At 65.3% G+C, this 23,162-nt stretch carries 19 protein-coding genes; 10 read left to right on the forward strand and 9 right to left on the reverse strand.

The features are described from left to right. Positions 1 to 280: 280 nt before the first annotated feature. The 8 genes from BLV07_RS15985 to BLV07_RS16025 form a co-directional block, all read right to left on the reverse strand. Positions 281 to 1,255, reverse strand: a complete 975-nt coding sequence (locus BLV07_RS15985) for a hypothetical protein (RefSeq protein WP_091887226.1) — start codon at positions 1,253 to 1,255, stop codon at positions 281 to 283. 102 nt (positions 1,256 to 1,357) lie between these two features. Then, positions 1,358 to 1,921, reverse strand: a complete 564-nt coding sequence (locus BLV07_RS15990; RefSeq protein WP_091887228.1) for a thioredoxin family protein — start codon at positions 1,919 to 1,921, stop codon at positions 1,358 to 1,360. 31 nt (positions 1,922 to 1,952) lie between these two features. Beyond that, positions 1,953 to 2,651 (reverse strand): cytochrome c biogenesis CcdA family protein, encoded by a 699-nt coding sequence (locus BLV07_RS15995; RefSeq protein WP_091887229.1) that lies wholly within the window; start codon positions 2,649 to 2,651, stop codon positions 1,953 to 1,955. 490 nt (positions 2,652 to 3,141) lie between these two features. After that, positions 3,142 to 3,753 carry a sigma-70 family RNA polymerase sigma factor gene (locus tag BLV07_RS16005; protein ID WP_091887231.1) on the reverse strand — a complete coding sequence of 204 codons (612 nt, stop codon included), beginning with the start codon at positions 3,751 to 3,753 and terminating at the stop codon, positions 3,142 to 3,144. Positions 3,754 to 4,144: 391 nt separating this feature from the next. Then, positions 4,145 to 4,882, reverse strand: a complete 738-nt coding sequence (locus BLV07_RS16010; RefSeq protein ID WP_091887233.1) for a response regulator — start codon at positions 4,880 to 4,882, stop codon at positions 4,145 to 4,147. Positions 4,883 to 4,892: 10 nt separating this feature from the next. Then, entirely contained in the window at positions 4,893 to 6,638 is a 1,746-nt protein-coding gene (locus BLV07_RS16015) for an ATP-binding response regulator (protein ID WP_091887234.1), read from the reverse strand. Then, positions 6,608 to 8,683: a sensor histidine kinase gene (locus BLV07_RS16020; protein ID WP_244551121.1), complete on the reverse strand. Its 2,076-nt coding sequence runs from the start codon at positions 8,681 to 8,683 to the stop codon at positions 6,608 to 6,610. Before BLV07_RS16020 ends, BLV07_RS16015 begins: the two co-directional genes overlap by 31 nt. Positions 8,684 to 8,689: 6 nt before the next feature. Further along, entirely contained in the window at positions 8,690 to 9,685 is a 996-nt protein-coding gene (locus BLV07_RS16025; protein WP_091887401.1) for a TRAP transporter substrate-binding protein, read from the reverse strand. Positions 9,686 to 9,889: 204 nt separating this feature from the next. Here BLV07_RS16025 and ugpB point away from each other — a divergent pair, with 204 nt between their 5' ends. The 10 genes from ugpB to BLV07_RS16075 all read left to right on the forward strand — a co-directional run bounded on the left by ugpB (position 9,890) and on the right by BLV07_RS16075 (position 21,242). Continuing rightward, positions 9,890 to 11,212: a sn-glycerol-3-phosphate ABC transporter substrate-binding protein UgpB gene (gene ugpB / locus BLV07_RS16030; RefSeq protein ID WP_502690041.1), complete on the forward strand. Its 1,323-nt coding sequence runs from the start codon at positions 9,890 to 9,892 to the stop codon at positions 11,210 to 11,212. A gap of 228 nt (positions 11,213 to 11,440) precedes the next feature. Continuing rightward, the gene (locus tag BLV07_RS16035; protein WP_091887403.1) at positions 11,441 to 12,400 is read left to right on the forward strand and encodes an aminoglycoside phosphotransferase family protein; all 960 of its coding nucleotides are present in this window, start codon (positions 11,441 to 11,443) and stop codon (positions 12,398 to 12,400) included. Positions 12,401 to 12,804: 404 nt separating this feature from the next. Next, entirely contained in the window at positions 12,805 to 14,427 is a 1,623-nt protein-coding gene (locus BLV07_RS16040) for an ABC transporter substrate-binding protein (protein ID WP_091887239.1), read from the forward strand. A 215-nt stretch (positions 14,428 to 14,642) separates the two neighbouring features. After that, positions 14,643 to 15,656 carry an ABC transporter permease gene (locus BLV07_RS16045; RefSeq protein WP_091887240.1) on the forward strand — a complete coding sequence of 338 codons (1,014 nt, stop codon included), beginning with the start codon at positions 14,643 to 14,645 and terminating at the stop codon, positions 15,654 to 15,656. Positions 15,657 to 15,665: 9 nt separating this feature from the next. Further along, positions 15,666 to 16,565 (forward strand): ABC transporter permease, encoded by a 900-nt coding sequence (locus BLV07_RS16050; protein ID WP_091887242.1) that lies wholly within the window; start codon positions 15,666 to 15,668, stop codon positions 16,563 to 16,565. Between the two features lie 103 nt (positions 16,566 to 16,668). Continuing rightward, positions 16,669 to 18,507, forward strand: a complete 1,839-nt coding sequence (locus tag BLV07_RS16055; RefSeq protein WP_091887405.1) for a dipeptide ABC transporter ATP-binding protein — start codon at positions 16,669 to 16,671, stop codon at positions 18,505 to 18,507. A 26-nt stretch (positions 18,508 to 18,533) separates the two neighbouring features. Then, positions 18,534 to 18,713 carry a DUF4089 domain-containing protein gene (locus BLV07_RS16060; protein ID WP_128930863.1) on the forward strand — a complete coding sequence of 60 codons (180 nt, stop codon included), beginning with the start codon at positions 18,534 to 18,536 and terminating at the stop codon, positions 18,711 to 18,713. A 7-nt stretch (positions 18,714 to 18,720) separates the two neighbouring features. Beyond that, complete coding sequence (locus BLV07_RS16065; protein ID WP_176945564.1) at positions 18,721 to 20,115, forward strand: AtzE family amidohydrolase; 1,395 nt, start codon at positions 18,721 to 18,723, stop codon at positions 20,113 to 20,115. 12 nt (positions 20,116 to 20,127) lie between these two features. Next, on the forward strand, positions 20,128 to 20,523 hold the full coding sequence (gene hpxZ, locus BLV07_RS16070; protein ID WP_091887244.1) for an oxalurate catabolism protein HpxZ: 396 nt from the start codon (positions 20,128 to 20,130) through the stop codon (positions 20,521 to 20,523). Further along, on the forward strand, positions 20,520 to 21,242 hold the full coding sequence (locus BLV07_RS16075) for a GntR family transcriptional regulator (protein ID WP_091887246.1): 723 nt from the start codon (positions 20,520 to 20,522) through the stop codon (positions 21,240 to 21,242). The genes hpxZ and BLV07_RS16075 overlap by 4 nt, the downstream gene beginning before the upstream one ends. Before the next feature lie 105 nt (positions 21,243 to 21,347). Here the strand turns inward: BLV07_RS16075 and atzF are convergent, their stop codons facing one another. Next, positions 21,348 to 23,153 carry an allophanate hydrolase gene (gene atzF, locus BLV07_RS16080; protein ID WP_091887248.1) on the reverse strand — a complete coding sequence of 602 codons (1,806 nt, stop codon included), beginning with the start codon at positions 23,151 to 23,153 and terminating at the stop codon, positions 21,348 to 21,350. Positions 23,154 to 23,162: the final 9 nt, after the last annotated feature.

The raw sequence follows: 23,162 nt of genomic DNA on the forward strand, positions 1-23,162 counted from the left end.
TTGGTTTTTTGACGCGCCGCGCAATGCCACAAACAGGGGATGGCGCGAAAAGCAGTGATCGTGGCGCCCCGGCTCGTGCGCTCCCTCCCCCGCTTGCGGGGGAGGGCCGGGGAGAGGGCTGTCTCCACGATGGGGCAATCCCGATGTGGAGCGAACCCTCACCCGGCGCGCGGGACGATGCTGCGCATCGCCTTGGGCGCGCCGACCTCTCCCGCAAGCGGGAGAGGCTCAGACCGAACTCGCGGTGAGATCAACTTCGACAATTGGCGCTAGACGCCAATCAGATCCGGTTGCTCTCCGCCGCGATTCCCAGCCGCCGGACGATCTCGGCGCCCACGGCGCGGGCCTCGAGCCGCGACCCGATGCGGGGGCTGCGAAAGCGCTGTCCGGAGTGCAGCCGGATCACCACGATGCAATGCTCGTCCTCGGACCGGCCGCGGCGCTCGACCGTGATCGTCTTCACGTCGTGCCCCGCGATATGGTCGGCGCGCGGCGTGCCGTCGCCCCACAGGCGTTCGACGCGAATGTCCCCTTGCCGGATGATCCAGAAGGCGCCGGTCACGAGATTGGCATATCTGTGCACGGCGAACGCGGCGATCGCACCAACCGGCAGCAGCATGATGTCGATCGGGCCGGGCGGCAGGCCGCGCCAGAGCTTGTAGGCGTAGGGAACGGCGCACAGTGCGACGGCGATCAATGCAACGATGCGGATGTCGCGCGCGGGAAACGGCTCGAGAGGTTCGCCGAGATGCATCTCGGGATTGCTGGCATCGAGCGGATTGCGAGGTGCCTCGACGTTGGGAACGTCGAATTGCGCGGCGATCCGGGCCACGGTGTCGCGCACATGCGTGACGTCGGAGATCGGCGGGGACGTCAAGCGTTCCCCGGAGGCCAGCGTGAAGGCCAGCTGGAAACGGGCTTTCGCCCGCTTGCTGCCGGGAACCTGCAATTCCCTGATGTCGTCCTTGGGGACGACCCGCGTACGCAGCTTTCCGAAGGGACGCTGTTGCCCGATCAGGATCTCGTTCGGGGTGATGATCCACACCACCGCCGGCGCCAGCATGATGCCGCAGACGAATGCCGCGCCCAGGAGGAGAGCGGCTACCGAGATGATCACTTCCAGTGTGTCGTGCGTGAACAGGCCGGGCGTGAAGCACAGCGCAACCGCGGCCGCAGAGCCGGCCATGATCAGCCGCTGCGCGATCGAGGAGCCTTCACGAAGGCGGATGTCGTTGCTGGTGGTCGCGTCGTCCATCACGGGCGGCTGATTTCGTCGATGCGAAACTCCACGGACGAGTCCGTGGAGTCAAGCAACAAGGACGACAGATGAATCCGGCCGCGCGATGTCGGCGCGGCATCAGCTGTTCACGTTCAGGAGCCGCGCCACCGTACCGTCGATCTGGTCGTAGCTGCCTTCACCTTCGTGCTGGAACACGATCTTGCCGGTCTGGTCGATGATGTATTGCGCCGGCCAATATCGGTTGCGGTAGGCGTTCCAGGTTTTGGAATCATTGTCCTGCGCCACCGGATAGGTGATGCCGTGGCGTTTCAGCGCAGCCTGAACGTTAGAGGCGGAACGCTCGAACGGGAATTCCGGCGTGTGCACGCCGACCACGACGAGGCCCTTGTCCTTGTACTTGGCATAGAGGTCGGTGACGTGCGGCAGTGTGTTGACGCAGTTGACGCAGCCATAGGTCCAGAAGTCGACCAGCACGACCTTGCCGCGCAGGTCGGCCATGCTCAGCGGTTTCGAGTTGAACCAGTTGTTGATGCCGGTGAAGTCGGGCGCGGTCTGCTGGCTCGCGGCGGCGGTGACGATGGGGGCGGCGCGCGCGGCCTCGTCGCAGATGCCGGGGATGACGGCGCCTGATCCGGCCATGCCGATCAGGGCGGCGGCCACGGTGAGCAGTTTGAAAGTCATGAACGAGTCCTCCGGTTGCGATGCGCGATGATCACAGGCCGATCTGGCCGGTGGGATAGAAGCCGGTGAGCCACGCCACGAGCAGCGTGTCGTATTGGAAATAGGCGGCGACCGCGAAGGCGATCACAACGATTCCAAAACCCTGCTGCAGCCGCGGCGAGATGCGGGCGAGGCTGCGCACCCGCGTGGTCGCGGCCTGGCCGCCATAGGCGATCGCCAGCATCGGAATTGCCGCACCGATGGCGTAGGCGACCAGCAGCGTCCCGGCCCAGCCTAAGTTCTTCGAGGTCGCAACCAGCGTCAGGATCGAGCCGAGCACGGGACCGGCGCAGGGCGTCCAGACCAGGCCGAGCGTGGTGCCGAGCACGAGCCCGCCCAGCGCGCCCTCGCGCTGGGTGGCGCTGGAATTGCCAAGATCGAGCCAGCCGTTGAGCCGGATCGACAGCCATTCGAACGGCGCCGGCCACAGCATCAACAGGCCGAAGCCGAGCAGCAGGATGGATGCCGCCTCGCGCAGCACGTTCGGATCGAAGTCGAACAGCCGCGTGATCGCACCGAGCAGCAGCGCGGTCGCCGAGAACGAGATGACGAAGCCGAGCGCGATCATCGCCGGCCGCAAGTGCCCCGCGCGCCCGATCGAGGCGCCGAGCAGGATCGGCAGCATCGGCAGCGTGCACGGCGCGGCGATGGTGAGGATGCCGGCAAGCACGGCGAAGAGAAGTTCGAGCATCGGGCACTCGTGGAGAGGGGTACGAGGGCTGTTCGGGATGGATGCGTGGATCGTTACGCGCCGTCACGCGCTCGTGACGAAGCCGCTGTCTTTGTAGGGCAATTGCGTCGGCGACAACGGCGGTCTGCTCCCTCCCCCGCTTGCGGGGGAGGGTTGGGGAGAGGGTGTCTCCGCAACGGACACTCCCCAAGATGGAAAAACCCTCACCCGCCGCACTCTGCGAATGCGTCGGCCTCTCCCGCACGCGGGAGAGGCGGGAGCCTGCCGCCACACCTTTTCCCCGCAAACACAAAACGACCCGGAGGGGGGCATCCCGTCCGGGTCGTTGGAGGTCCTTGGGAGGTTTAACCAAAACCGTATGTGAGCTTTATAGGAGAGAAGTTTTTCCGCCTGATGTTGTGCTTTGTTTCAATTGTTTCGTCGGCGGTAACACTTCCGTGTCCGGGGACAGGGCCAAAGGCGCGGCCCTATCCCATTGAATCCATTGAGTTTAAGCGGCGAAGCGATCGACGCCGGCGCCCTTAAGCAAATCGGCGAGCTGCTTGCGGGCGTAAAACATTCGCGTTTTCACCGTGCTCTGGGGGATGCCGATGATCTGGCCGACCTCCTCCACCGACTTCTCATGGTAATAGACGAGGTTGATGATCTCGCGATGCGCAGGCGACAGCTTCTGCACGCAGGCGCGCAGGATGGCGCTGGTGTCGCTGCGATCGAGCGAGGTCTCCGGCGTGTCGGAATCGTCGGGGATCTGACGCACATCCTCCTGGTCGATGTCCTCGAAACGGCGCTGGCGCATCGCGGTCAGCGCCTTGAAGCGGGCGATCGAGAGCAGCCAGGTCGAGACCTGCGAGCGGCCCTGGAATTGGCCGGCGGTCCGCCACACGTCCAAAAACACCTGGCTGACGAGGTCTTCCGCCGTGGTGGCATCGCGCACGATGCGCAGGATGAAACGGTAAACCCGCACATTGTGCCGGCAATAGAGGATATGCATGGCCGTCCGGTTGCCGCCGGCAATGCTTTCGAGAAGCATGTCGTCCGAAGTCGCCTGAACGGCAATGATGCTTTGGCTGGCCTGGGCGTTGATGGCAATGACGTTCGGCATGAAACTAGCTCCCCGTAGCGCCGCGACCGAGCGGCGTTTCCTTGAGGGAAAGTGTTAATCAGCCAACGTTTCGGGACGTCTGCACGAAAAGCGGAAAATGGTTTCGTGCGCTGCCAAATTGTTTCGTCGAAAGGGGTGCGACGAAACATTCGGAGCAAAAAAGCGTGGAATTTCAATGTACGGGAAATACGGGGGTGGGGATTGGCGGAGTGAGGAACGAATTTGGGGGTGTTGCGTTCGCTGCCGCCTCAAGCGTCGTCCTGGCGAAAGCCAGGACCCATAGCCACAGGATTGGGTTTGGCGAAGACTCGTGGTTATCAGCCCACGCGCCCACGGCCCGTTGGGGTAATGGGTCCTGGCTTTCGCCAGGACGACCTCGGAGGATGCCGCCCTACGCCTTCTCGCCGGCCGGCGAGAACAGATAGCCGCCGCCGCGGATGGTGCGGATCACGGCGGGCTTGGCGGGGTCGGGCTCGATCTTGCGGCGGATGCGCATGATGCGGAGGTCGACGGCGCGATCGAAGGCTTCGGCGTCGCGCGCATTGGCGAGCTCCAGCAGCCGCTCGCGCGACAGCACGCGCTTCGGATTGGCCGCGAACACCTTGAGCAGACCGAACTCGGACGCCGTCAGCGGATGCTCGTTGCCCTCGTCGTCGCGCAACGCCTGCGCTTCGAGATCGAGCCATTTGGTGCCGAAGCGCACCAATTGATCCTTGTCGGATTTCGCAACGGCGGCGTCCGGCGCGACAGCCTTGGCCGGCCCGCTCCGCCGCAGCACCGAACGAATGCGCGCCATCAGCTCGCGCAGCTCGCAGGGTTTTGCCACGTAATCATCGGCGCCGAGCTCGAGCCCGACGACGCGGTCGATCGGGCTCGCGGTCGCCGTGAGCATGATCACGGGCACGTTGATGCGGCTCTTAAGGTCGCGGATGATCGAGAGCCCATCTTCCTCAGGCATGTTGAGATCGAGCACGACGAGGTCGGGCATGCTGCCCTGGATCGCGGCGCGCAAGGACTTGCCGCCGTCGCATAGCGTCACGGTGAAGCCGTGCATCTTGAGATAATCGCCGACCATCTCCCGGGCCGGGGCCTCGTCGTCGACGATCATGATGTGCTGGCTTTGGGTCATGGTCCTGAGATCACGGCATTTCAGTCGCGGGGAGCGTGATGGTGAAGGTCGAGCCCGTGCCGGGCCCGTCGCTGTCGGCCGTCACCTCGCCGCCATGCATGTCGATAATACGCTTCACGATGGATAACCCAAGCCCCGTCGAGCTCTCGCCGGCGGTCGGCTTTGCTGACAGCCGCTGGAACCGGCCGAACAGGCGGCCGAGATCCTCCGGCGACAGGCCGGCGCCCTCGTCGCTGACGCGGACGATGGTTTCGCTGCCCTCATGGGTGACGGCCACGGCGATCTTGCCGCCGATCGGCGAGTATTTGATGGCGTTGCTGATGAGGTTGTCGATCGCCTCGCGGATGCGGTCGGTGTCGCACATGGTGACGATGTTGGGCGGCGCGGCGACGCTGATCGTTTGCTGCTTGTTGACGGCGAGCGGCTGGTTGGCTTCGGCGACCTCCTTGACCAGGCCCGCGACGTCGACCGGCTCGCGGCGGATGGTGATGTCGAAGGCATCGGCCATCGCGTCCGAGATCAAATGATCGACCATCGTGGTCAGCCGCTTGGTGGCGTCGCGGATGTGATCGACCTGGGCGACCACGCCGCTTTGCGAGGCACCGGTCGAGATCAGCTCCTTCAGCATCTCGGTGCGGCCGAGGATGACGCCGAGCGGATTCTTCAGATCGTGCGCGACGGTGCCCAAAATCTCGTTCTTGAAGCCGTTGGCGCGCTGCAGCCGCAGCCATTGCGCGGAGAGGCGGCGGTTGGCCTGCATCAGCGCGCGGGTGCGCTGGGCGACGCGGTCCTCCAGCTGCGTGTTGGCGTCCTGGAGCTGCTGGTAGAGGATCACGTTGTCGAAGGCGATCGAGAGCCGGCTGGAGAAGATCTCGACCAGCGAGCGGTCGGTCTCCGACAACTCGCGCTCGGCCTGCAGCAGCACCACCACCTCGCGGCCGCTTCCGGTGCGCAAATAGATCACGCTGCGGTGGTCGGCGAATTCGTTCTTGCGGCGCTGGAACGCGGCCTCCACCATCTCGCGCAATTCGGGGTCGAGCGCCTTTGATGAGGTGGTGCCGATGAAGCGGCTGTAGCAGCCGCTGCCGGCGAGCACCGAGAGCTCGGGGTCGACCCCGCCATTGTCGCGCAGGACCAAGATGCCGGCGCAGTCGACATTGAGCAGCGACGCGAGCTGGGTCAGAACGCCCTCGGCGAGCCGCTGCATCGACTTGAAGTCGTAAAGCGTCGAGGCCGCGTCGATGATGATCTCGAGCCCGCGGCGCGTCTGCACCATGCGCTCGAGCTGCTGATAGGAGCGCAGCGCGGCGGTCAGCGAGGTGAACAGCTTGTCGGCGGTGAGCTCGGTCTTGGCCTTGTAGTCGTTGATGTCGTACTGCACGATCACGCGCCGCTCTGGCGCCTGGCCGGGCTGGCCGGTGCGCAGGATAATGCGGACGGTCTCGTTCTTGATCTCGTTGCGGATGAATTCGACGAGCTCGAGGCCGGCGACGTCGGTCTCCATGATGACGTCGAGCAGCACGGCGGCGACGTCGCCGTGCTCGGCCATCAGCTTGCGACCTTCCGCCGCCGAATAGGCCGACAGGATCTCCAGGCTCTGGCCGTTGAGGCTGTAGTCGGACAGCGCGAAGCGGGTGCCGTCATGCACGGCCGGATCGTCGTCGATGACGGCGATCTTCCATTTTCGGGCGTTGGCATCCTCCGACGCGGTACCGGTGTCGTCGATCAGGTGGAGGACATCGTCCTGTTCGGCCATTGAGAAGTCCCGTCACTTTCTGTGCTTTGCGCGCCCTTGGCGATGCGGGGCATGATAATGCGAAAAGTAGTGCCTTGTCCCAGCTTGGATTCCAGCATCATACGGCCGCCGAGCTGCTGGGTGACGAGGTTATAGACGATATGCAGGCCAAGTCCCGTGCCACCTTCATTGCGCCGGGTGGTAAAGAAAGGGTCAAAGGCCTGGCGCTGCACGTCCGGGGTCATACCGGCCCCGTCATCGGCGAAGCTGATCTCGATGTCGTCGGCCCCGCGCGGCCGGGCCGAGATCGCGATTGTGCCGGCGCGGCCGTCGGCGAAGGCGTGGTTGGCGGCGTTGAGGAAGAGGTTGGTTAGGATCTGGCCGTAGGAGCCGGGATAGCCGTCGAGCAGCAGCCCCTCGGGCACGTCGACCTGAAGCGTGATCGGCGAGCGCTTCAGCACTGGGCGCAGGCTGGCGATGATCTGGTCGGTGGCTTCGCTTAAGCTGAACTGCCGCCGTTCGGCATGGGAGCGGTCGACCGCGACCTGCTTGAACGACTGGATCAGCTCGCCGGCGCGCTGCAGGTTGGCGACGAGCTGCTGCGAGGCGTCGCGCGAGGACTGCACGAATTCCTCGAGCTGCGAGCGGCGCAAGCCCCCATCGCCTTTGAGCTGGGCCTCGAAGATCTCGCTGCGCCGGGCAAAGCTCGATGCAACGGTCAGGCTGATGCCGATCGGGTTGTTGACCTCGTGGGCGACGCCGGCAACGAGGCCGCCGAGCGCGGCGAGCCGCTCGGCGTCGATCAGATTCTGCTGCGCGGTGTTGAGCTCGAGCAGCGCGCTCTCGGCCTTCTCCTTCGACGCGCGCAGCTCGTCCTCGGTCTGGCGCTTGGCGATCGCGTTCTCGCGGAACACTTCCACGGCGCGCGCCATGGCGCCGACCTCGTCGCGTGCCTTGGTGCCCTGCACCTCGCGGTCGAGATCGCCCAGCGTGATCGCGCGCATCGCCGCCATGAGCTGCTGGAGCGGCAGGCGGATCGACAGTGCGATCATCACGCCCGCGGTGAGGATGACGCCGAGGAAGATCACCGCGATCGACAGCACGCGGCGGGAAATGTCGGCCAGCGTGCGGTCAAAAGTCGCCTGCGCCTTCTGCTCGCGCTGGCGCATCTTGGTCGAGAGGTCGTCGATGGCGCCGATCGCTTCGGCCTGACTGGCGTCGATGGTGTTGCGCAACAGATCGGTGCGGCTCGCCAGCTGCTCGGAGAGCTTTGCAAAGCCCTCGCGCAAGGACGCGGTGCGGTCCGCGAGCCGCCGCAAGGCCATGCGCTGAAGGTCGTTGTCGGCGAGATCGATCATGACCGGGATGGTCTTCTCGATCGTCTCGGTGTTGCGGCGCGCGTCGTCGGCGGCGCCCGGCGACAGCGACAGATAGTAGGAATTGGCCGCGACCAGCATCGCGGTGAAGGCTTCGCGGGATTTTCCAAGCGAAGGCCAGATCAGCGCGTCGCGATGGCCGGTGGCGCCTTCGATGATGGAATAGAGGCCCGCCATGTCCTTGGCCGGGCCCTGCACCTGTTCCTCGTAGGTCTTGGCGATGGTGGCCTGCACGCTGCGCAGTTCGCCAAAGCCGTTGAGGAAGCGGTCGGTGGTGCGCTCGAGCTCCTCCACCGAGCCCGACAGCATCGGATCCTTGGTGGCGCGGTTGGCCAGCGTGCCCAGCACCGCCTCGCGCAGCAGCAGGATCTCGGCGAACAGGTCCGGGCTCGGCTGGTTGATGTAGCGGTGGATCAGGTTTTGCAGCCGCCCGGTCTCGCTTTCGAGCAGTGCCAGGATCCGGTCGGACTCGCGCACCTGGCGCACGTCGTCCCAGGCCGAGCCCAGCACCTGCGCGCCGTTCCAGATCATCGCCACCAGCACCACAACGACGGCGGAGTTCAGCGCCGCGATCGACAGGATGCGCCAGCGGATCGGCACCGCCCGCAGCGCGCCGACGAGACGCGCGCGCAGGCGCCCGATCGGGCCGGGCGGCCTCTCTGTGGTCTCGCTGTGTCCAAGCCCGGCCAAGAGGCTCTACTCCACCTTGCGAATGCGTTCGATCAGCGCGGCCGCGGCCGGATCGCGCCCGGCCTTGGCATAGATTGGAGTCATCGCCTCCTCGAACGGCTTGCGGTCGATGTCGTTGATGATGGTGACGCCCGCGTCCTGGGCCTTGCGCTGCGACTGCTCCTCGAGGTCGCGCCATTTCTCGCGCATGAACCGGCTGGAGCGCTGCGCGGCCTCCTTGAAGATCGTCTGCTCCTCCGCCGAGAGGCTTTCCCAGGCCTTCAGCGAGATCACCAGCACTTCCGGGCTCATCGTGTGCTCGGTGAGCGCGTAATGGCCAGCTTGTTTGTAATGGTCTGTCGTCACGAAGGATGGCCAGTTGTTTTCGGCGCCGTCGATCAGGTGGTTGGCAAGCCCGGTGAGCACCTGCCCGTAAGGCAGCTCGACCGGTTCGGCGCCGAGCGCGCGCATCATCTGGCTCATCAACTCCGACTGCTGTACCCGGATCCGCAATCCCCTGAGATCCGCGACACTCCTCACGGGCCGGACGCTGTTGTAGATCGACCTCGCGCCGGAATCGTAGAAGGCGAGCCCGACGAAGCCATAGGGCTCGAAGCTGTTCAAGATCTCGCTGCCGATCGGCCCGTCCAGCACCTTCTGCATGTGCTCGATGGACCGGAACAGGAACGGCATCGCCAGCACGTTCATCGCCGGGACGAAATTGCCGATCAGGGCGACGTTGGTCCGGTTGAGGTCGATGGCGCCGGCCCGGGTCTGCTCGATGGTCTCCTTCTCCTCACCGAGCTGGCGGGAGTGGAACACCTTGATCTCGTGCCGGCCGCCGGTGCGCTCGGCGATCAAGGCGCCCATGTAGCGCAGCGCCTGGACGGTCGGGTAATCCTCGGTCTGGGTGTCGGCGGCGCGAAATTCGCGTGCGACCGCGTCCGTCGTACAGACGGCAAGCAGAAGCGCGACGAAGATCACCCCGGTCCGCGAGAGTTCGGCACGGCTCAACACTGGCACACTCAACCCCTCAGTGGTGGAGTCTATGGCGGAAGGAAAAGGTTCAACGCAATCTAGCAAATGGTAAAGGGAAGGCCATCCCGCTCCGGGCGTCGGGCCGATTGTGCGGCGCGGCCGCCGCGCATTCCCGGTTGAAACTGCCAATGCCGCGCCTTAAGCAGGGCAGCCGCCCTTTAGGCGTGCGACACGGGAAGAGCCATCGTGATTTCAGCATTGCGCTTTTTGCAGGTCGTCGCCGTCCTTGCGGCTGTCACCATGGCCACGCCAGTGCGTGCCGCCACCGACATTGCGCTGTGGCACGCCATGTCCGGCGAGCTCGGCCGGCAGCTCGACAAGCTCGCCGCCGCCTTCAACGCCTCGCAGTCCGATTACCGCATCGTGCCTGCTTACAAGGGCAACTACACCGAGACGGTGACGGCGGCGATCTTCGCCTTCCGCTCGCGCAGCCAGCCTGCCATCGTCCAGGTCAACGAGGTCGCCACCGCCACGATGACCGCGGCCAAGGGCGCGATCTATCCCGTGTTCAGCCTGATGCGGGACCAGGGCGAGCCGTTCTCGCTGGGCGATTACCTTCCCGCCGTCTCCGGTTACTACACCGATGCGGCCGGCAATCTGTTGTCGTTCCCGTTCAATTCCTCGACGCCGATCCTGTATTACAACAAGACCATGTTCCGCGATGCCGGCCTCGATCCGGAGACGCCGCCGAAGACCTGGCCGGAATTGGGGCTAGCTGCCAAGCGCCTGCGCGAACGCGGTGCGGCCTGCGGCTTCACCACCTCCTGGCCGTCCTGGATTCATGTCGAGAATTTCTCCGCCTTCCACAATCTACCGCTGGCGACGCGGGCGAACGGCTTTGCCGGGCTGGATGCGGAATTGACCATCAACAATCCGGTTCTCGTCAAACACATCGCTCAGCTCAGCGAGTGGCAAAAGACAAAACTGTTCGACTATAGCGGCCGCGGACAAGCGGCCGAGCCGCGTTTTCAGAAAGGCGAATGCGGCATCTTCATCGGCTCCTCGGCGACGCGGGCCGACATCAAGGCGAATTCGAAATTCGAGATCGGCTACGGCATGATGCCGTACTGGCCCGACGTGAAGGGCGCGCCGCAGAATTCGATCATCGGCGGCGCCACGCTGTGGGTGCTGCGCGACCGGCCGCGCGAGGAGTACAAGGGCGTGGCGCGGTTCTTCGCCTATCTGTCGCAGCCCGGGGTGCAGGCCGCCTGGCACCAGAACACCGGCTATCTGCCTGTTACCCGCGCCGCCTTTGAGCTGACGCGGTCGCAGGGATTCTACGAGCGCAATCCTGGTTCGGCGATCTCCTTCGAGGAGATCACGCTGCATCCGCCGACGGAGAACTCCAAGGGCGTCCGGCTCGGCTCCTTCGTGCTGATCCGCGGCGCGATCGAGGACGAGCTGGAGCAGGCCTTCGCCGGCCACAAAAGCGCGCAAGCAGCGCTGGATTCCGCCGTCGAGCGCGGCAACAAGCTGCTGCGCCAGTTCGAGCGCGCCAGTCCCGAGCGGTAGAATGTCGCGATTAGACATCGCCGCGACCGCGCGTGAGGTGCCCTCCCTCCCCCGCGTGCGGGGGAGGGTTGGGGAGAGGGTGCCTCCGCATCGGGACAATCACCTAGAGGAGAAAGCCCTCACCCGGCACTACGTGCCGACCTCTCCCGCAAGCGGGAGAGGTGCACCGCCTCTTTGGCTTGCACAGAGCCAACCAAAGTTGACCCTGCTTTCGATACGCGAATGCAGATGACCATCACGCCGTCGCAACAACTGCCTCACTTCGCCGACGCGAAAAGCTTCCGCGCCTGGCGCTCCGACCCGGCGCAATGGCTGGGAATCGCGCTCGACATCGCGCGCGGCCATGGTCTCGATATCGGCGCACCGCATGTATTTTCGACCGGCACCAATCTCGTAGTCGGCCTCGGCGAGCGTCTCATCCTGAAAATCTTCCCGCCGCTGCTGCGCGCGCAATTCGTGTCCGAGCGCGGCTCGCTGGCGCAACTTGCCGGCCGTCTTACCTTACCGATTCCCGAGATCGTCGCCGAAGGGGAGCGCGACGGCTGGCCCTATCTGATCATCACCCGCCTTGCCGGCACGCTCGGCTCGGAGGTGTGGCCGCAATTGGCGGAAGACCAGAAGGAGCGCGTGCTGCGCCAGATCGGCGAGACCATCGCCGCCGTGCAGCGCGCGCCGCTCGGAGAGCTCGCGCACATCGAGCCGCGCTGGGATGGCTTCATGCTTCAGCAGATGCAGGGGTGCCGTGCCAGGCACGAGCGTCTCGGCCTTGCGCCGAAATTCCTGAGAGGTCTCGATGATCTCCTGCGGGATGCGGCAAAGCTCATTCCGTTGGATGCGCCGCCGGTGATCCTGATCGGCGAATACATTCCGGAAAACTTCCTGCTCGCCTGCCGGAACGATCAATGGTCGCTCGCCGGCCTGTTCGATTTCGGCGACGTCCTCGCAGGATGGCGCGATTACGATCTGCTCGGCCCCAGCGCCTTCATGGCGGCGGGCCGGCCGGGCCGGGTGCGCAGCCTGCTCGAAGGCTTCGGCTATGCGAAGCCGGATTTCGAGTTGAAGCGCCGCCTGATGGCCCTGATGCTGCTGCACCGCGCCAGCGACCTCAACAGCCACATCTGCATCGAGGGCTGGCAGGATATGGCGGCGGATCTGGTCGAGCTGCAGGAGCTGATCTGGGCGGAGTGAACACGAGCGCTCCAACCTCCGCCGTCGTCCTGGACCAGCGCAGCGAAGCGGAGCGCCGATCCAGGACCCATTACCCCAGGGAGAAGTTTGGCGAAGACTCGTTGTTACCAGCTTCGCGCTGCAACTCCTCCCTGGGGTAATGGGTCCTGGCTTTCGCCAGGACGACAGCGGAGAGGTAGGCGTGCCCGCCAAACGAGCCGCTATATCGAATAGCCTACATAATAAGCAAAATGCCCCGCTTTGTATGCAATGGCAGTGATTTGCGCTGTCGTCCTTCAGACCGCAAATCCGACCTTTCGCCCGCGATTTCAGCGGATTAGCGCCCTGGCCAGCGCTCCATTAACCCTTGGCACGAACCTTGCGAATCCGGTTCCAACCAAAAACCTTTGCGTTGGAGCGATTTCATGAAGCGCCGCGATTTCCTTAAGTCCGTTTCCGGATTGGCCGCTGGCGCGGCGCTTCCGGCCATGCCGTCTGTGATCTCCTCCGCCAAGGCCGATGCGCGTTCGGAGACGCTGCTGATCGTCTCGGAAGGCGGCCCGAACAATCTCGACATCCATGGCGTCGGCACCAACGTGCCGGGCTACGAGGTGTCGTGGAATTGCTACGACCGCCTGATCAGCCACGAGATGAAGAGCGGTCCCGGCGGCGTGCCCTATTACGACCGCGACAAGTTCAAGGGCGAGCTCGCCGAGGACTTTAGGATCGACGACATGTCGGTCACCTTCAAGCTGAAGAAGAACGCCAAATTCCACGACGGTGCGCCGGTCACGGCGAAGGATGTGAAGTGGTCGCTCGACCGCGCCGTCAGCGTCGGCGGCTTTCCGACCTTCCAGATGAGTGCGGGTTCACTGACCAAGCCCGAGCAGTTCGTCGTGATCGACGACCACACCGTGCGCGTCGATTTCCTGAAGAAGGACAGGCTGACGATCCCCGATCTCGCGGTCATCGTGCCCTGCATCGTCAATTCCGAGCTGGTGAAGAAGAACGCCAGCGAGAAGGATCCATGGGGCCTCGAATTCACCAAGCAGCAGACCGCGGGCTCCGGCGCCTACAAGGTGACGAAGTGGACCGCCGGCACCGAAGTCGTCATGGAGCGCAACGAGGATTGGGTCGGCGGTCCCCTGCCCAAGATCAAGCGCGTGATCTGGCGCATGGTGCCGCAGGCCGGCAACCGCCGCGCGCTCCTGGAGCGCGGCGATGCCGACATCTCCTATGAGCTGCCGTTCAGGGATTTCCAGGAGATGAAGGCGAACGGCAAGCTCAACGTGGTGTCGCTGCCGTTCTCCAACGGCATCCAGTATATCGGCATGAATGTGACCAAGCCGCCGTTCGACAATCCGAAGGTGCGGCAGGCCATCGCCTATGCGATGCCGTACCAGAAGATCATGGACGCCGTGCTGTTCGGCCTCGGCAATCCCATGTTCGGCGCTGCCAAAGACAAGCCGACCGAAGTCGCCTGGCCGCAGCCGCACAAATACAACACCGATATGGAGAAGGCGAAGGCGCTGCTCACTGAAGCCGGCTATGCCAACGGCTTCGAGGCCACGATTTCGTTCGACCTCAATTTTGCCGGCGTCAACGAGCCGCTCTGCGTGCTGGTGCAGGAGAGCCTCGCGCAGCTCGGCATCAAGACCACCATCAACAAGGTGCCCGGCGCCAACTGGCGCACCGAATTGAACAAGAAGGAGATGCCGCTCTTCACCAACGTGTTCTCGGGCTGGCTCGATTACCCCGAATACTTCTTCTACTGGTGCTATCACGGCAACAATTCCGTCTTCAACACCATGAGCTACAAGTCGGCGGAGATGGACAAGCTCATCGACGGCGCGCGCACCGCCGCCGCGACCGGCGACAAGGCGGCGTACGATGCCGACGTGAAGGGCTTCGTCGATCTCGCCTACGCCGACATCCCGCGCATCCCGCTCTACCAACCATTCGTCAACGTCGCGATGCAGAAGAACATCAGCGGCTACCAATATTGGTTCCACCGCCGCCTCGATTATCGCGCGATGGCGAAGGGGTGAGAGGGCATGCTGGTCGTCAGCGACGCATCGGCATCGGCACTGGGCTCCCTCTCCCGCTTGCAGGAGAGGGTTGGGGAGAGGGTGTCTCCGCTTTGGGATTGGCAGGGATTGCGGAGGGTGTCCCCGCGCGGCGAGAGCCCTCACCCGCCGCGCTCTGCGAGCGCGTCGGCCTCTCCCGCAAGCGGGAGAGGCGAAGCAAGCCCGCGGAGCACCCCATGCTGACCATGATCGGCAAGCGCCTGATGTTCGCGATTCCCTCGCTGATCGGCGTCGTCATCGTCACCTTCCTACTGACGCGCGCGCTGCCCGGTGACCCCGCGGCGTACTTCGCCGGTCCCGCCGCAACCAAGGAAGCCGTCGAGCAGATCCGGAAAAAACTCGGCCTCGACCGGCCGCTGATCGAGCAGTTCTTCCGCTACGCTGGCGATCTCGCCCATGGCGATTTCGGCAACTCGCTCACCACCGGCCAGCCGGTCGCGACCGAAATCCGCAATCGTCTGCCCGCCTCCGCCGAGTTGACGCTGCTCGGCCTCATCGTCTCGATCGTGATCGCCATCCCGCTCGGCGTGCTGGCGGCGACGCGGCCGGGATCATGGGTCGACCATCTCTGCCGGGTCACGACCACGGCCGGCGTGTCGTTGCCAGTGTTCTTCACCGGCCTCGTGCTGGTCTATGTCTTCTATTTCCGGCTCGGCTGGTCTCCGGCACCGCTCGGCCGGCTCGACGTGTTCTACAGCGCGCCGCCGACGGTGACAGGCTTCTATCTGATCGACACGCTGCTCGCGCGGGACGTCGAGGCGTTCCGCTCGGCGCTGAGCCAGCTCATCCTGCCGGCGACGACGCTTGCGATCTTCTCGCTGGCGCCGATCGCGCGCATGACGCGTGCCTCGATGCTGGCGGTGCTCGCCTCCGAGTTCGTTCGCACCGCCCGCGCCAGCGGCCTGTCGCCGTCGACCGTCATCGTCACCTACGCCTTCCGCAATGCCATGCTGCCCGTCATCACCACGCTCAGCATGGTGTTCTCGTTCCTCCTGGGCGCCAACGTGCTGGTGGAAAAAGTGTTCGCCTGGCCCGGCATCGGCTCCTATGCGGTGGAAGCGCTGATCTCGTCGGACTTCGCGCCGGTGCAGGGCTTCGTGCTGACCATGGCTGTCATGTACGTGCTGCTCAATCTCGTGATCGATATCCTCTATGGCGTGATCGATCCGCGCGTCAGGTTGGAGGGGTAGGGGGCATTCATGAGCTCTGTTGCGCCTGCTGTTGAACCGGTCGGTCCCGCCCGCACCTCGGGCCTCGTCGCGATCCTCGAACAGACCCGCTATGTCCTCGGCGAAAACAAGGTCACGGGCTTTGCCTTCGCGCTGCTGATCCTGATCCTGGCCGCCGCGGTGTTCGGTCCCTATGTGGTGCCCTACGACCCACTGGCCTCCGACACCGCGGCGACGTTGCAGTCGCCGTCGGCGGCGCACTGGTTCGGCACCGATCAGTTGGGACGCGACATCTTTAGCCGCGTCATCGTCGCGACCCGACTCGACACCTTCATCGCGATCGCCTCCGTCGCGCTGGTGTTCCTGATGGGCGGGCTCGCCGGCATCGCCGCCGGCTATTTTGGCGGCTGGACCGACCGCATCGTCGGCCGCGTCGCCGATACCATCATGGCCTTCCCGCTGTTCGTGCTGGCGATGGGCATCGTCGCCGCGCTCGGCAACACCGTGCAGAACATCATCCTGGCCACCGCCATCGTGAACTTCCCGCTCTATGCTCGCGTCGCGCGCGCCGAAGCCAATGTCCGCCGCAACGCCGGCTTTGTGCAGGCCGCGCGCCTCTCCGGCAACGGCGAATTCCGCATCCTCTTGGTGCATATCCTGCCCAACATCATGCCGATCATGATCGTGCAGATGTCGCTGACCATGGGCTACGCCATCCTCAATGCCGCCGGCCTCTCCTTCATCGGCCTCGGCGTCCGCCCGCCCACCGCCGAATGGGGCATCATGGTCGCGGAAGGCGCGGGCTTCATGGTCTCAGGCGAATGGTGGATCGCGCTATTCCCGGGCCTCGCGCTGATGATCGCGGTGTTCTGCTTCAACCTCCTCGGCGACGGCCTGCGCGACATCGTCGACCCCCAGCGGAGGACGTGATGGCTAGCGCAGGTCGAAATTCGCCGCAGAAATTCTCCAATGATTTCAATCCCATTCTACTGTGCATGGGGTTGTTTTTGCCATTTTTGTTTGGGAGGCACCCCTGATCGCCCAGCCGCTGCTTGACATCCAGGACCTCACCGTCGAGTTCACCACCCGCCGCGGCATCGTGAAAGCGGTGCAGCACGTCAACATCGCCGTCGCCAAGGGCGAGACGCTGGCCATCGTCGGCGAGTCCGGCTCCGGCAAGTCGGTGACCTCCTATGCCGTGATGCGCATCCTCGACCGCGCGGGACGGATCGCCGAGGGCTCGGTGATGTTCTCGGGCATCGACGTCAAGGCGGCGACCGAGGACCAGATGCGCGACCTGCGCGGCCGCGAAGTCTCGATGATCTTCCAGAACCCGCGCGCAGCGCTCAATCCCATCCGCAAGGTCGGCGACCAGATCGAGGACGTGCTGCGCACCCATGTGCAGCAGGCCCAGGTCGCCGATCGCGGCGAGAAAGCGATCGAGGCGCTGGAGCAGGTCAAGATCGCCCGCCCGCGCGAGCGCTACCACGCCTACCCGTTCGAGCTGTCAGGCGGCATGTGCCAGCGCGTCGTCATCGCGCTCGCGCTCGCCTGCAATCCGCAGCTGCTGATCGCGGACGAGCCGACCACCGGTCTCGACGTCACCACGCAGAAGGCGGTGATGGACCTGATCGTCGAGCTGACCAAGCGTCGCGCGATGTCGACCATCCTGATCACCCACGACCTCGGCTTGGCCGCCGCTTATTGCGACCGCGTCGTGGTGATGGAGAAGGGAAGCGTGGTCGAGACCGCGAACGCCGCCGAGATCTTCGCCAACCCGCAGCACCCCTACACGAAGAAGCTGATGCGCGCGACGCCGCGGCTCGGTGTATCGCTGCGAGACTTGCTGCCTGAGGACGATACGAATGCGGCGGCTTCCTTCGCCTCTCCCCGCACGCGGGGAGAGGCCGACGCGCAAAGCGCGGCGGGTGAGGGGGACTCTCCACGCACCATGCTCGTGGATGCAGCCCCTCACCCCAACCCTCTCCCCGTGAAGAACGGGGAGAGGGAGCACACCAGTGCAAGCGGGGAGAAGATGCCCCTCCTCCGCATCGAAAAGCTCGTGAAAGAGTATCCCCGCCAGGGCGCGACCGCCGTGTTCGGAAAACTGTTCGGCCGCAAGCCGCCCGTGGAGCCGGACGTGTTCCGCGCCGTCGACGGCATCAGCTTCTCGATTGGCGTCGGCGAGAGCGTCGGCCTCGTCGGCGAGTCTGGCTGCGGCAAATCGACGACGTCGATGATGGTGATGCGCCTGCTGGACCAGACCTCCGGCTTGATCCAGTTCGACGGCGAGGCGATCTCCGGCATCGCGCCTGCCGCCTTCGCCCGGCTGCCGCAGCGCAGCCGGATCCAGATGGTGTTCCAGGACCCGACCGACAGCCTCAACCCGCGCTTCACCGCCGCGCGCGCCATCGCGGACCCGATCATGCAACTCGGCGACATCAGGGGCCGCGACGCGCTCCGCGCCCGCTGCGAGGAGCTGGCCACCATGGTCGGCCTGCCACACAACCTGCTCGACCGCTTCCCGCACCAACTGTCCGGCGGCCAGAAAGCCCGAATCGGCATCGCCCGTGCCATCGCGCTGCATCCCAAGCTCGTCATCCTCGACGAGCCGACGGCGGCGCTGGACGTCTCGGTGCAGGCCGTCGTGCTGAACCTGCTTCAGGACCTCAAGGCGCGGCTAGGTATGAGCTATCTGTTCGTCTCGCATGATTTGAATGTGGTGCGCTTGTTGTGCGATCGTGTCATTGTGATGCGGACGGGACGGATCGTCGAAGAAGGCTCTTCCGAGAAGGTCTTGAGCGATCCGCAGGACGACTACACCAAGGAGCTGCTGACGGCGATCCCGCATCCGCCGTTGCAGATACACTAAGAGCCCACTGATTGTTCGAGAGAGTGATGGCCGAACCCCTGGACGATTATATCGACGCCGTATCGAAAGCGCTGGCGCTGCCGGTCGAGGAGGCCTGGAGGCCGGCGGTGCGCGCCAACCTCGAAGTCTCGCTGCGGCTTGGCCGCCTCGTCGACGAATTCGCGCTGCCGGACGAGACCGAGCCGGCGCCGATTTTCACGGCCTGACCTCGCCATGACCACCAAGCCAGAGATGACGGCCTCCGAGATCGCAGGTGCGGTTGCGGGCGGCAGGATGTCGGCGCTCGCTGCCATCGAAGCGGCGCTTGCGCGCATCAAGCAGCACGACACCATCCTCAATTCTTTCACCGACGTCACCGCCGACCGCGCCCGTGCCAAGGCGCGCGCGATCGATGCCGACATCGCCGCGGGCAAGAAAGTCGGCCCGCTCGCCGGCGTGCCCTTCGCGGTGAAGAACCTGTTCGATGTCGTAGGTCTCGTCACGCGCGCCGGCTCGAAGATCAACCGCGACCTCGCGCCGGCCACACGCGACGCCACCCTGATCGAGCGGATGGAAGCGGCCGGCGCCGTGCTGGTCGGCGCGCTCAACATGGGCGAATACGCCTATGACTTCACCGGCGAGAACATCCATGACGGCCCCTCGCGCAATCCACATGACACTACGCGGATGACCGGCGGCTCGTCGGGCGGCTCCGGCAGCGCCGTCGGCGGCGCGCTGGTGCCGATCGCGCTCGGCTCGGACACCAATGGGTCGATCCGCGTGCCGTCCTCGTTTTGCGGCATCTTTGGCTTGAAGCCGACCTATGGTCGGCTGTCGCGGGCGCGCTCGTTCCCGTTCGTGGCGAGTCTCGATCATCTCGGCCCTTTCGCGCGTTCGGTCACCGACCTCGCGCTCGCCTATGACGTCATGCAGGGACCGGATGCCGATGATGGCGCCTGCACCACGCGTGGCGCCGAACAGGTGGCGCCGCTGCTCGGCGAGTCCATCTCAGGCCTGCGCATCGCGATCGCCGGCGGGCACTTTCAGAACAACGTGTTTCCCGAAGCTGTCGAAGCCGTCAGTCGCGTTGCCAAGGCGCTCGGCGCGACTGCGGTCGTCGATGTCCCCGAAGCCTCGCGCGCCCGTGCGGCCGCCTATGTCATCACCACCACGGAAGGCGCCTCGCTGCATCTCGACCGCCTGCGCAAGCGCCCGAACGATTTCGATCCGGCCGTGCGCGACCGCTTGATCGCCGGCGCCATGGTGCCGGCGCCGCTGGTCGATCGCGCGCAAAAATTCCGCCGCTGGTATCGCGCTCAGCTCGCCGAGATTTTCAAGTCGGTCGACGTGCTGCTTGCGCCGGCAACGCCGTGCACCGCGCCGAAGCTTGGCCAGGTGAATTTCACGCTCGATGGCGTCGAGCTGCCGGTGCGCGCCAATATCGGCATCCACACCCAGCCGATCTCCTTCATCGGCCTGCCGGTCGTCGCCGTGCCGGTGCCCCTCGAGCCGCTGCCGATCGGCGTGCAGATCATCGCCGCGCCTTGGCGCGAGGACATCGCGTTGCGCGTCGCGCACGCATTGGAGAAGATGGGCGTGGTATCCGCGCCGTCGCCAAGGGGACTTTAAGAGGAATTTGAGATGGAGATCGATCTCCCCGACGTGATCGCGGAAGTCAAAGCCGCATTCGAGCGCTATGAGCAGGCCCTCGTCAGCAACGACGTCGCCGTGCTCGGCGAGCTCTTCCGCAACGATCCCCGCACGCTGCGCTACGGCATCGGCGAGAACCTCTATGGCTATGAGGCCATCTCCGGTTTCCGCGCCGGCCGCTCGCCGGTCGGTCTGAACCGGCGGACTGCGAAGACCGTGATCACGAGCTATGGCCGCGAGGCGGCCGTGGCCTCCACCTTGTTCTATCGCGACACGGCGCCCGGCAAGGTCGGCCGGCAGATGCAGACGTGGATTCGTTTCCCCGAGGGCTGGCGCGTCGTCGCCGCCCATGTCAGCATCATCGACGAGCCGAAAGAGACCGTATGACGCTTGACGACTTTCCGCAGGGAACATTGCCGGCCGAGCCGGTGGTGCCGCGCGTCGACCGTCCTTCGCCGTCGGTGCAGAAGGTCACGCGCGCCGAGGAGCTGCGCCTTCAGCTCGCCGATGAGATCGTGCGTGGAACCTTGGCCCCGGGGGCACCGCTGGACGAAACAGATATTGCGCGACGGTTCAGCGTCTCGCGCACGCCGGTGCGCGAGGCGTTGCGCCAGCTGGTGGCGAGCGGCCTCGTCGAGGCGCGCGCCCATCGCGGCGCGGTGGTGGCGCAGCCCTCGATCGAACGTCTCAAGAGCATGTTCGAGGCGATGGCGGAGCTCGAGGCGCTGTGCGCCGGCCTTGCCGCCGAGCGCATGTCCGCCGCCGAGCGACATGGCTTGGAGTCCATCCACGAAGAGCTGCGGGTGCTGAGCTATGCCGGCAATCCCGAGCGTTTCCACGAGGTCAATGAGCGCTTCCACAACGCGATCTATGCGGGATCGCAGAACGGCTACATCGCCGAGATCACGCTCGCCACCCGCGTCCGTGTGCAGCCGTTCCGCCGCGCCCAGTTCCGCAATCTTGGCCGATTGGCAAAGTCGCAAGCCGAGCACGACCGCGTCGTCGTCGCCATCATGCGCGGCGACAAGCAGGGGGCAGCGGCAGCTATGCGGGCGCATATCGAGCTGGTACGCGGCGAGTATGAGATCTATGCGGTGTCGGTGTAGCGCGGCGCGCGCGGTGCCGTAGGGTGGGCAAAGGCGCTAAGCGCCGTGCCCACCGTCTTTCCTATTTGATGGTGGGTACGCTTCGCTTTGCCCACCCTACAGGACCTAAGCCGTCGCAGCTTCCTTCATATACGCGCGCCAGCCACTATACGCGGTGATATCGCGCGCCTCGCCCAGCACCTCAGGCTCGACGAGAAAGCCCTTCACGCTGCGGCCATCGGCGAGCCGGATCGTGCCGATCGCCATCGGCGCGGGAATCGCATTGACGAACTTGCCGAACGCCGCCGCAGACAGTGACCAGATCTCCAGCTCGATCGCGGCGCCCTTGCCGGCCTCCACGCGCAGCATGCCGGGCTTCGGCGGCGTGGTCTTGAGTGCGTAGAGCTTGTAGTCCGGCGCTGTTTTGGTCGCCTCGACCAGCTTCCCGTTCAGGGCCTTCAATTCGCCGTTCAGCGCCATGCCGGACAGATGGGCGCCGACGACTGCGATCGGAATCTCGTCGCCGCTGCTTGCGGGAAGCGGCGCGAGCGGTGCTTGCGCCATGCGCTTTGCGCCGAGACTCAGCTTCGTATCCGCATGAAACACCCGGCCGACGCTGGCGAGCAGCGCGTCGCATCCTGCGGGGGCGAGCAGCGTGATGCCGAATGGAATGCCGTCCGCGCGCATCGAAGCCGGCACGGCGAGGCCGCAAAGATCGAGCAGGTTCACAAAGTTGGTGTAGGTGCCGAGCCGGCTGTTGAGCTCGATCGGATTGGCCAGCACCTGCGCGGTCGTATAAGCGGTCGGCGCCGTCGGCAGCACCAGCGCGTCGATATGCGCAAAAGTGCATTCGGCGACCTTGCGCAGGCCCTGCAGGCGATAGAGCGCCGAGAAGGTTTCGGCCGCCGTCAGCCGCGCGCCGGCCGCCGTGATCTCGCGCGTCACCGGATGGATCGCATCGGGTGCGGACGCGAGCAGATTCTTGATCACGAGATAACGCTCGGCGACCCACGGCCCCTCATAGAGCAGCCGCGCCGTCTCGTAGAACGGCTCGAGATCGAACTCGATCAATTCAGCGCCAAGCGCAGTCCAGCGTTTCAGCGCATCGCTGTAGGCGGCTTCCGCCTTCTTGTCGCCGAAGAAGATCAGCTGTCCGTTGCGCGGCACGCCGAGGCGCAAATTCGCCGGGAACGGCGTGATCGGCCCCAGCGGCCGGTCGCGCGAGAACGGGTCGGCCTGGTCCGGCCCCGCCATCACGGAGAGCGCCAGCGCTGCGTCGTCGACGGTCAAGGCGAATACCGAGATGCAGTCGAGCGTGCGGCAGGCGGGCACCAGGCCCGCGGTCGAGATCATGCCGAGGCTCGGCTTCAGCCCGACGATGTTGTTGAGCATCGCCGGCACGCGGCCGCTGCCGGCGGTGTCGGTGCCGAGCGACAGCGGCACCAGCCCCGCGCCGACGGCGACCGCTGATCCCGAGCTCGAGCCGCCGGGAACGAGATCCTCGCGGATCGCATTCCTGGGAATGCCGTAGGGCGAGCGCACGCCGACAAGGCCGGTCGCGAACTGGTCGAGATTGGTCTTGCCGATGATGATGGCGCCGGCGGCGCGCAGGCGCTCCACGGCGGTGGAGTCGCGCGTCGGCGTATAGGAGAAGGCCGGACAGGCCGCCGTGGTCGGAAAGCCCAGCGCGTCGATATTGTCCTTCACCGCAACCGGCACGCCATAGAGCGGCAGGCTCGCGGCATCCTTCGGGGCAAGTCTCTCGGCCTCCGCGATCGCATCCTTTTCGTCGCGCAGGCTGATGAACACCGCGGGATCGTTGTGGTCGCGGATGCGCTGATAAGTCCGCGCGACCGTCTGCGCCGGCGTCAGGGTGCCCGCGCGATGCGCGGCCACAATCGCGGCGATCGTTTCAGACTGCTCAGCCCCCATGGCGACAAA

Origin of the sequence: Bradyrhizobium sp. Rc2d (assembly GCF_900099855.1) — a bacterium.
Classification (GTDB): Bacteria; Pseudomonadota; Alphaproteobacteria; order Rhizobiales; family Xanthobacteraceae; genus Bradyrhizobium.

Excerpts from the sequence above, each read along its gene's own strand:
- BLV07_RS15990 (WP_091887228.1), bottom strand. The coding sequence starts at position 1,921 with ATGACTTTCAAACTGCTCACCGTGGCCGCCGCCCTGATCGGCATGGCC.
- BLV07_RS16045 (WP_091887240.1), top strand. The coding sequence starts at position 14,643 with ATGCTGACCATGATCGGCAAGCGCCTGATGTTCGCGATTCCCTCGCTG.
- hpxZ (WP_091887244.1), top strand. The coding sequence starts at position 20,128 with ATGGAGATCGATCTCCCCGACGTGATCGCGGAAGTCAAAGCCGCATTC.
- BLV07_RS16075 (WP_091887246.1), top strand. The coding sequence starts at position 20,520 with ATGACGCTTGACGACTTTCCGCAGGGAACATTGCCGGCCGAGCCGGTG.
- BLV07_RS16005 (WP_091887231.1), bottom strand. The coding sequence starts at position 3,753 with ATGCCGAACGTCATTGCCATCAACGCCCAGGCCAGCCAAAGCATCATT.
- BLV07_RS16010 (WP_091887233.1), bottom strand. The coding sequence starts at position 4,882 with ATGACCCAAAGCCAGCACATCATGATCGTCGACGACGAGGCCCCGGCC.
- BLV07_RS15985 (WP_091887226.1), bottom strand. The coding sequence starts at position 1,255 with ATGGACGACGCGACCACCAGCAACGACATCCGCCTTCGTGAAGGCTCC.
- BLV07_RS16040 (WP_091887239.1), top strand. The coding sequence starts at position 12,805 with ATGAAGCGCCGCGATTTCCTTAAGTCCGTTTCCGGATTGGCCGCTGGC.
- BLV07_RS16060 (WP_128930863.1), top strand. The coding sequence starts at position 18,534 with ATGGCCGAACCCCTGGACGATTATATCGACGCCGTATCGAAAGCGCTG.
- BLV07_RS16065 (WP_176945564.1), top strand. The coding sequence starts at position 18,721 with ATGACCACCAAGCCAGAGATGACGGCCTCCGAGATCGCAGGTGCGGTT.
- BLV07_RS16050 (WP_091887242.1), top strand. The coding sequence starts at position 15,666 with ATGAGCTCTGTTGCGCCTGCTGTTGAACCGGTCGGTCCCGCCCGCACC.
- BLV07_RS16015 (WP_091887234.1), bottom strand. The coding sequence starts at position 6,638 with ATGGCCGAACAGGACGATGTCCTCCACCTGATCGACGACACCGGTACC.
- atzF (WP_091887248.1), bottom strand. The coding sequence starts at position 23,153 with ATGGGGGCTGAGCAGTCTGAAACGATCGCCGCGATTGTGGCCGCGCAT.
- BLV07_RS16035 (WP_091887403.1), top strand. The coding sequence starts at position 11,441 with ATGACCATCACGCCGTCGCAACAACTGCCTCACTTCGCCGACGCGAAA.
- BLV07_RS15995 (WP_091887229.1), bottom strand. The coding sequence starts at position 2,651 with ATGCTCGAACTTCTCTTCGCCGTGCTTGCCGGCATCCTCACCATCGCC.